General features: G+C 70.8%; 8 protein-coding genes and 1 pseudogene. 4 read left to right on the forward strand and 5 right to left on the reverse strand.

Features of this window, described 5'->3' with window-relative positions; genetic code table 11:
• A partial coding sequence (locus FPZ41_RS43085) for an SMP-30/gluconolactonase/LRE family protein (RefSeq protein WP_194236423.1) occupies positions 1-166 on the forward strand: 166 nt, incomplete at its 5' end.
• Positions 167-248: 82 nt separating this feature from the next.
• On the opposite strand, the gene FPZ41_RS43090 is transcribed toward FPZ41_RS43085, so the two are convergent.
• The 3 genes from FPZ41_RS43090 to FPZ41_RS43100 form a co-directional block, all read right to left on the reverse strand.
• Positions 249-1,523: an MAB_1171c family putative transporter gene (locus FPZ41_RS43090; protein ID WP_152869946.1), complete on the reverse strand. Its 1,275-nt coding sequence runs from the start codon at positions 1,521-1,523 to the stop codon at positions 249-251.
• Complete coding sequence (locus FPZ41_RS43095; RefSeq protein ID WP_152869958.1) at positions 1,520-2,083, reverse strand: toxin-antitoxin system, toxin component family protein; 564 nt, start codon at positions 2,081-2,083, stop codon at positions 1,520-1,522. Before FPZ41_RS43095 ends, FPZ41_RS43090 begins: the two co-directional genes overlap by 4 nt.
• Positions 2,084-2,202: 119 nt before the next feature.
• Complete coding sequence (locus FPZ41_RS43100; protein ID WP_194236424.1) at positions 2,203-2,379, reverse strand: hypothetical protein; 177 nt, start codon at positions 2,377-2,379, stop codon at positions 2,203-2,205.
• Positions 2,380-2,616: 237 nt separating this feature from the next.
• Between FPZ41_RS43100 and arfA the strand changes: the two genes are divergently transcribed.
• Both arfA and FPZ41_RS43110 read left to right on the forward strand, forming a co-directional pair.
• Entirely contained in the window at positions 2,617-4,131 is a 1,515-nt protein-coding gene (gene arfA, locus FPZ41_RS43105) for an arabinosylfuranosidase ArfA (protein WP_152869950.1), read from the forward strand.
• Positions 4,132-4,311: 180 nt separating this feature from the next.
• Complete coding sequence (locus FPZ41_RS43110) at positions 4,312-5,220, forward strand: sulfite exporter TauE/SafE family protein (RefSeq protein ID WP_152869952.1); 909 nt, start codon at positions 4,312-4,314, stop codon at positions 5,218-5,220.
• A gap of 85 nt (positions 5,221-5,305) precedes the next feature.
• On the opposite strand, the gene FPZ41_RS43115 is transcribed toward FPZ41_RS43110, so the two are convergent.
• Positions 5,306-5,716, reverse strand: coding sequence for an ATP-binding protein (locus tag FPZ41_RS43115; protein ID WP_152869954.1), 411 nt, complete (start codon positions 5,714-5,716; stop codon positions 5,306-5,308).
• Between the two features lie 307 nt (positions 5,717-6,023).
• Here FPZ41_RS43115 and FPZ41_RS43120 point away from each other — a divergent pair, with 307 nt between their 5' ends.
• A complete protein-coding gene (locus tag FPZ41_RS43120) occupies positions 6,024-7,034 on the forward strand; it encodes an arabinan endo-1,5-alpha-L-arabinosidase (protein ID WP_152869956.1) in 1,011 nt (336 codons plus the stop codon).
• Between the two features lie 58 nt (positions 7,035-7,092).
• Here FPZ41_RS43120 and FPZ41_RS43125 read toward each other — a convergent pair.
• Positions 7,093-7,413, reverse strand: a pseudogene (locus FPZ41_RS43125) (histidinol-phosphate aminotransferase family protein); the annotation flags it as partial.

A 7,413-nucleotide genomic window follows, 5' to 3' on the forward strand; every position in this document is an offset into this window, starting at 1 on the left:
CCCCGTACCCCGCCCCACGGCCTGCGCCTTCGGCGGGCCCGACCTGACGGACCTCTACATCACCACGGCCGCCACGGGCCTGACGGCACCTCCGCCCCTGTCGGGTTCGCTGCTGGTGATCCCGGGCGCGGGCAAGGGCGTGGAGCAGCCGGCGTTCGGGGGCTGATCACGCGCAGGCTGATCCATCGCGGGCGCCGCCCTCAGGGGCGGGGCCCGCGTCCGTCAGCGGCGCGTCCCCTCCCTGACGGTCAGTCATGTGCGGGCACACTCTGTGCTGCTGTGGCCGCCAGGCTGAGGACGGCTTCGATCTCGTCGGTGTGGCGGAGGACCCGGGATACGGCCTCGATCTCCCGCAGGGGGGCGGCGGTGCCCAGGGAGGCCGGTGCGTCACGGTCGACCGGGCGCTTCCGCGCGGCCACGGCGTCCTGGATCGTCACGGCGGCGGCGAGCGCCCGCGCCCGGCCCGGCGGGTGGCCGAGGGTGACGGCCGCCGCGTACGACCGGCGCCGCAGGTCCTCGTCGAAGTGGCGGGCCAGTTGCAGCAGGACGTCGCGGATGAAGGTCTCACGGCGCGTCAGGCGCAACTCCGGACCGCCCCGAACGGTGAGGGGCACAGCGGAGCCGGTGACCGTGCGCAGCAGGAGGTACAGGGGCCGCAGCCGCCAGTGGCTCAGCCGTACCCGCCAGCGGCCGTGGAGGTACTGGCCGGCGTGCGGAAGGATGAAGCCGATCGCGACGAGGATGGCGGAGAGGGCGGCCACGGGCGGCGCCAGGTCCGTGGACAGCCAGTCCAGGTCGCGGCCGGTCCAGCGGGCGACGACGGCGGAGATCTTGGCGGCGTCGTAGACCAGGTTCAGCGCGTATCCGACGCCGAGGGACTTCAGGCCCCAGCGCAGCCAGGCGTCGAGTCCGTCCGTGCGGACCCAGTTGCGCACCAGCCGGTAGGTGATCAGGACGGCCACGGTGTGCGCGAGGAGGTAGAGGACGATCTCCTCGCGCATGAAGGGCGTGGTGGCGTAGTACGTGTCGAGGTCGCGCAGCCGTTCCACGGGGGTGTCCGCCAGCGCGAACAGCACCCACAGGACGACGATCACCGCGCTGTAGATGCCGACCACCCACCGCATGGCGCGGCGGGTCGCCGCCGAGCGGTCGGAGAGCCCGCCCCGCCACGCGATGATCAGCAGCAGACAGGACGCGCAGAACGCGGTGATCAGGGAGTACACCCAGGGCGCCGAGAAGTTCGGCACGCCCGTGATCCGGTTCACCCAGGCGATGGTCCCCGGCACCGCGAAGGTGAAGACCGCGCAGGCGAGCACCAGCAGTCCGCCGACGGCGCGCAGCAGCGGGTCCCTCCACAGTTTGACGATGCTGGGCAGTTTGATGACCAGGGCGGCGGTGAGCACCGCCGTCGGTATCCAGAACGAGATGTACAGCTCGCCGAGGAAGCCCGCGGGATCCCACGCCAGGTGCTGTGCCGCCGCGCTCGCCGGAAGGCCAACTGCCGGGCCCGTCTCGGAGGTCATCTCCGCGACCTGCTCCGCGGCCCGTTCTGCGGCCCGCCGTAGCCGAGGTAGGTCTGGAGGGCTTTCCCGACCGGGTCGTCGGGCCGGTGACCGTCCTGTTCCGAACAGGCCATCCACATGCGGAGGTTGGTGGCGAGCCGGTGGCCGAAGTCCTCGGCCTCGCGCTCGTCGGCCTCGTGGGAGCCGTTGCGGGCGGCAACGGCCAGGGCGTGCTCCCGCCAGCCGGGCTCGTCGGTCAGCGCGCGGACGGCGGCCGCGCCGGCCACGTGGTGGTGACCGTGCCCGGCGTGCATGTGCCACAACTCGTGGCCCAGGATGACGAGTTGCTGCACGGCCTCGGCCCGCTCCTCGACGATGACCAGGTCGAAGTCCTGGAACTCCAGCCAGAGCCCGGTGACCTCGATCTCATCGGGGAACCGCTCGAACCGCAGCTCGACCCGACGCCCGCCCCTGCGCTCGCTCATCGCCTCACACAGGGCGCCGCACAACTCCCGTACCCCGACCGGTCCTTCGAGGCGCGCCTGGAGCCCGGCGGTGAGTTCGCCCGCGAGGTCCCGCATTCCGGCCCCGGCCCGCGAGGCGGCCACGGCAGCCGCGATCCGGGCACCGGCACGGGTGCCCATGAGTGAGGTGACGGTCCGGGTGACGGCCTCACGGGCGCGCGAACCTGAGCCGGCGCTCATCGGGCCTTCACCGCTTCGTCCTCGCCGCCCCCGCTCGGCAGCGCCCCGACCTCGCTCCCGCGCGGCGCCGTTCTCCTGGACAGGTCCCGTACGTCGAGGAGTTCGGCCCGGTCGAGTCCGGTCCCGGCGATCCGCGTCTCGATGCGCGCGAGTGTCACTGACAGAGCAAGCACGGCCCGACAGTACGCGCCCGCGTTTGTCGACACCATGAATATTCAACGTTCGTTGTCCGGGGCGGAACGATCGTCGCCGCCGAAACCCTCACCACCGCACACGAGAGTCGCGCCCGCCCCATTGACGTGCAGGCGTATCGAATTTACGGTCCCGTCCGAACTTACGGTCATGATCCGAGATGTCGAACAGTATGCGCCAGACCGTTGCCCCAACGCACCGCACCCCGAAGGGACACCATGCGCTCCGCCCGCTTCACCCTCGACCCCGCCTTCACCATCGGCGAGGTCAATCCCCGTATCTTCGGTTCGTTCGTCGAGCACCTCGGCCGCTGCGTCTACACCGGCGTGCACGAGCCGGACCACCCGTCGGCCGACGAGGCGGGCCTCCGCACCGACGTGCTGGACCTCGTACGCGAACTCGGCGTCACCACGATCCGCTACCCCGGCGGCAACTTCGTCTCCGGCTACAAGTGGGAGGACTCGGTGGGCCCGGCGGAGGACCGCCCCCGACGCCTCGACCTCGCCTGGCGCTCCACGGAGACCAACCAGTTCGGGCTCTCGGAGTACATCGCCTTCCTCAGGAAGATCGGCCCCCAGGCCGAGCCCATGATGGCCCTCAACCTCGGCACCCGAGGCGTGGCCGAGGCCCTGGAGCTCCAGGAGTACGCCAACCACCCCTCCGGCACGGCCCTTTCGGGCCTCCGTGTCTCCCACGGTGACAAGGACCCCTTCGGCATCAGGCTGTGGTGCCTCGGGAACGAGATGGACGGCCCCTGGCAGACCGGGCACAAGACCGCCCAGGAGTACGGCCGCCTCGCCGCCGAGACCGCCCGCGCCATGCGCCAGATCGACCCTGAAGTCGAACTCGTCGCCTGCGGCTCCTCCAACCAGTCCATGCCCACCTTCGCCGAGTGGGAGGCGACGGTCCTGGCGGAGACGTACGACCTCGTCGACTACGTCTCGCTGCACGCCTACTACTGGCCCACCGACGGCGACCTCGACTCCTTCCTCGCCTCCGCCGTCGACATGGAGTCCTTCATCGACAACGTCGTCGCCACCTGCGACCACGTGGGCGCCCGGCTCAAGTCCAAGAAGAAGATCAACCTCTCCTTCGACGAGTGGAACGTCTGGTACCTCCCCCGCTGGGAGGAGCACGCCAGGACCGCCGACCCCCGCGACTGGCCGGAGGCCCCGCGCCTGCTGGAGGACAACTACAGCGTCACGGACGCCGTCGTCTTCGGCTCCCTGCTCATCGCGCTGCTCCGGCACGCCGACCGCGTCACCGTCGCCTGCCTCGCCCAGCTCGTCAACGTCATCGCGCCGATCATGACCGAGCCGGGCGGCCCCGCCTGGCGGCAGACCACGTTCTTCCCGTTCGCGCAGGCCTCCCGGTACGGGCGCGGCCAGGTCCTCGACGTACGGGTCGACTCACCGACGTACGAGACGGAGAAGTACGGCGAGACGGACCTGCTGCACGCCACGGCCGTGCGCGGGGAGGACGGCTCGGTCACCGTCTTCGCCGTCAACCGCAGCCGCACCGAGTCGCTCCCACTGGAAATCGCCCTGAACGGGCTGGAGCTGACCTCGGTCGTCGAGCACAGCGCACTCGCGGACGCCGACCCGGACGCCCGCAACACCCTCGACGAGCCGGAACGTGTCACACCGCACCCCGTCGAGGGCGCGACCCTCCGCGACGGCGCGCTGCACGCCGTCCTGGAGCCGCTGTCCTGGAACGTGATCCGACTCCGTTAGCCGCACAGCGGTCGGGGAGTGCCCGTAGCCCGTAGCGCATAGCCGTCGCGCGTGGGCGCTCCCCCACAGGATCGTCACATCGTCCTAATGCGTTCCTCAGTTTCTCCCCTTATCGTCGGCCCGGCCAATCAATCCCTACCTACCCGGTGGGAAAACCAGGAAAAGGGGAGGCGGACGTACATGCGGACGCTGGTACTGCTCGCGCTCGCGGGCCTCGGCGCCCAACTCGTGGACGGCAGTCTGGGCATGGCCTACGGAGTGACCTCCACCACTCTGCTGCTCGCGATGGGCACCAACCCGGCGGCGGCCTCGGCCACGGTCCACCTCGCCGAGATCGGCACCACGCTGATGTCGGGCGCCTCGCACTGGCGGTTCGGCAACGTGGACTGGAAGGTCGTGACGAAGATCGGTGTGCCGGGCGCGGTCGGCGCGTTCCTGGGGGCGACCGTGCTGTCCACCCTGTCCACCGAGGTCGCCGAGCCGGTCATGTCGCTGATCCTGCTGGGGCTCGGGCTGTACGTCATGACCCGCTTCACCTTCCGTGGTCTGCCCAAGGACCGGCTGGGCAAGCCGCTGCGGAAACGGTTCCTGTCGCCGCTCGGGCTGGTCGCCGGGTTCCTGGACGCGACGGGCGGGGGCGGCTGGGGTCCGGTCGGTACGCCGGCGTTGCTCGCCAGCGGCCGGATGGAGCCGCGCAAGGTGATCGGCTCCATCGACACGAGTGAGTTCCTGGTCGCGATCGCGGCCAGCCTCGGATTCCTGTTCTCGCTCGGCTCCCAGGGCGTCGACTTCACATGGGTCCTGGCGTTCCTGCTGGGCGGGCTGATCGCCGCGCCGATCGCGGCATGGCTCGTACGGTTGGTGCCGCCGCGGGTGCTCGGGTCCGCGGTCGGCGGGGTCATCATCGTCACCAACGTCCGTACGCTGCTGAGGAGTGACTGGGTCGGGGCGACGGGGGCCGTGAGTACGGCCGTGTACGTGCTGCTGTACGCGCTGTGGGCCGCGGGGCTGGCCTACTCGATCCGGGCGTATCGGAGGGAGAAGGCCACGGAGCCGGCGGTCGAGAAGCCGCAGACGGTGGGCGCCTGAGCGGCCCCGCAGGAACTCCGGCTGCGCCCGTGCGCCCGTGCGGCCGCGCGCACGTGCGGAAGTGCGTCCGTACGCCCGCGCGGCGTCAGCGCAGGCGCATCGCCAGCGTCACAGCGGCCCCCGTCGCGCCCGCCGCGATGGTGAGGCGGTCGGTGACCAGACGGGCGAGCCAGAGACCGCGGCCGGAGCGGGTGTTGTCGAGGCCGGGGAGGAGTTCGGGGATGGCGGGCGTGAAGCCGGGGCCGTTGTCCGTGATCCGGCACTCCAGCTCGTGGGTCAGGCGGCGGAGTTCGAGGTGGCCGCGCCCGCCCGCGTGCTCGACGGCGTTGTCGGCGATCTCGCTGATGGCGAGGGTGAACTCGCCCAGCCGCACCCCCGCCAGGCCCTCGGCGGCCGCTGTGTCCTCCACCAGGGCGCGCAGCACGGACAGGTTCGCTCCTGTGAAGTTCCGTTTCAACAGGACCGTTTCGGAGCCCTCAAGGCCACTCAACCGCATAAATCCACGCTAGCCGGGCCACGGGCAGCCATGCGCGAACTACCGGCGGGGGGCAGAGACCGGCCGGAGTTGTGCGTTCGTGATCGCGAAATGACCTCTTCCGGTCGACGGTCGTCGCTCGCCTGACGCGAGGTGCCGGAGTTGCCCGGGTGAGAAGCGTTGACGCGCAAGCGCTTCGACTCTACGGTTCGGGCGCACCAGTTGTCCGATGGAACGGTCGCCGTTCGCCATACCGGACGCTCGATGCCGGACGCTCCATGCCGGGCGGCGGAGTCAGGTCACCCCTCAACTCCCCAGGAGGTTCCGTATGAGCCGCACCTCCCGCACTGCCCGCGCCCGTCGCGCCTCCCGCACCCCCCGAAGAACCGCTCTCCTCGCCCTCCCCGCGGCCGTCCTGCTCGCCCTCGTCCCCGGTACGGCGAACGCGTACCCGAACCCCGGGCGCGTCACCGGCTCGACGGTCGTCCACGACCCGACGATGATCCGTACCTCGTCCGGCCAGTACCTGCTGTACGCCACCGGCGGCGGCCTCGCCAACAGGACGTCCACCGACCGCATCGCCTTCAGCGCAGGCGCGGACGCGTTCCGCACGAAACCGGGCTGGTGGTCCACCTACTCCTCCGTACCGGAGGCCTGGGCGCCGGACATCTCGTTCCACGGCGGCCGATACCTGATGTACTACTCGGTCTCGTCCTTCGGTTCGCAGAACTCGGCCATCGGGCTGGCCACCTCGGCCACGGGACAGCCCGGCAGCTGGACCGACAACGGCATCGTCCACACGTCCAGCTCCGCCACCGACTACAACGCCATCGACCCCAACCTCTTCGTCGACGACGACGGCAAGTGGTGGCTGTCCTTCGGCAGCTGGTGGTCCGGGATCAAGATGATCCAGATCAACCCGTCGACCGGAAAACAGCTCTCGTCCAACACCACGCGCTACTCGCTCGCGTCCCGTCCGACCGGCACCAAGGCCGTCGAGGCCCCGTTCATCGTCAAACGGGGCGGCTCCTACTACCTCTTCGCCTCGTACGACACCTGCTGTGCCGGCACCAGCTCCACCTACAAGGTCAAGGTCGGCCGCGCGAGCAGTGTCACCGGGCCGTACCGCGACAAGAACGGCGTCGCGATGACCGACAACGGCGGCGCGCCCGTGCTGGAGTCGCACGGCAGCGTCATCGGCCCCGGCGGCCAGTCGATCCTGGGCGACGTCGACGGCGACCTGATCGTCTACCACTATTACGACGGCAACGACAACGGGACGCCCAAACTCGGCCTCAACCTCCTGGACTGGAGCAGCGGTTGGCCCGTCGCCTACTGAACCCGGTAATGAACCCCGGCACCCCGGGGAATCCAGGCGCCGGAGCCGCACCGCTCGCTCAGATCGCGCCCGCAGCCGGCCAGCCCAGCGGCTCGGGCTGGCCCTCCGGGGCCGTGCGGCCGCGGACCTGGGCCGCTGTGAGGCCCTGGGCGGCGCCCATCGCGCGGCGGTTGGCGGCGGCGGCCATACCGGGCATGCCGGTCTGCGCGACCGGCTGGAGGCCGGCGGCCGGAGCGGGAGCCATGCCGGGCATCGCGGCCACGTTCGGCAACGAGGGCATCTGAGGCATCGATGCGGCGGCCGGAACCGGAGCCGGGACCGGAGTCGGTATGGGCATGGGTGCGGGAACCGGAGCGGGCGCCGGTGTCGGCATCGGGGC

It is taken from the genome of Streptomyces acidicola (assembly GCF_009377235.1).
In the GTDB taxonomy this organism is placed as follows: Bacteria; Actinomycetota; Actinomycetes; order Streptomycetales; family Streptomycetaceae; genus Streptomyces; species Streptomyces acidicola.

Coding starts and splice junctions, on each gene's coding strand:
- FPZ41_RS43095 (WP_152869958.1), bottom strand. CDS start 2,083: ATGCGGGACCTCGCGGGCGAACTCACCGCCGGGCTCCAGGCGCGCCTC.
- FPZ41_RS43110 (WP_152869952.1), top strand. CDS start 4,312: ATGCGGACGCTGGTACTGCTCGCGCTCGCGGGCCTCGGCGCCCAACTC.
- arfA (WP_152869950.1), top strand. CDS start 2,617: ATGCGCTCCGCCCGCTTCACCCTCGACCCCGCCTTCACCATCGGCGAG.
- FPZ41_RS43090 (WP_152869946.1), bottom strand. CDS start 1,523: ATGACCTCCGAGACGGGCCCGGCAGTTGGCCTTCCGGCGAGCGCGGCG.
- FPZ41_RS43120 (WP_152869956.1), top strand. CDS start 6,024: ATGAGCCGCACCTCCCGCACTGCCCGCGCCCGTCGCGCCTCCCGCACC.
- FPZ41_RS43115 (WP_152869954.1), bottom strand. CDS start 5,716: ATGCGGTTGAGTGGCCTTGAGGGCTCCGAAACGGTCCTGTTGAAACGG.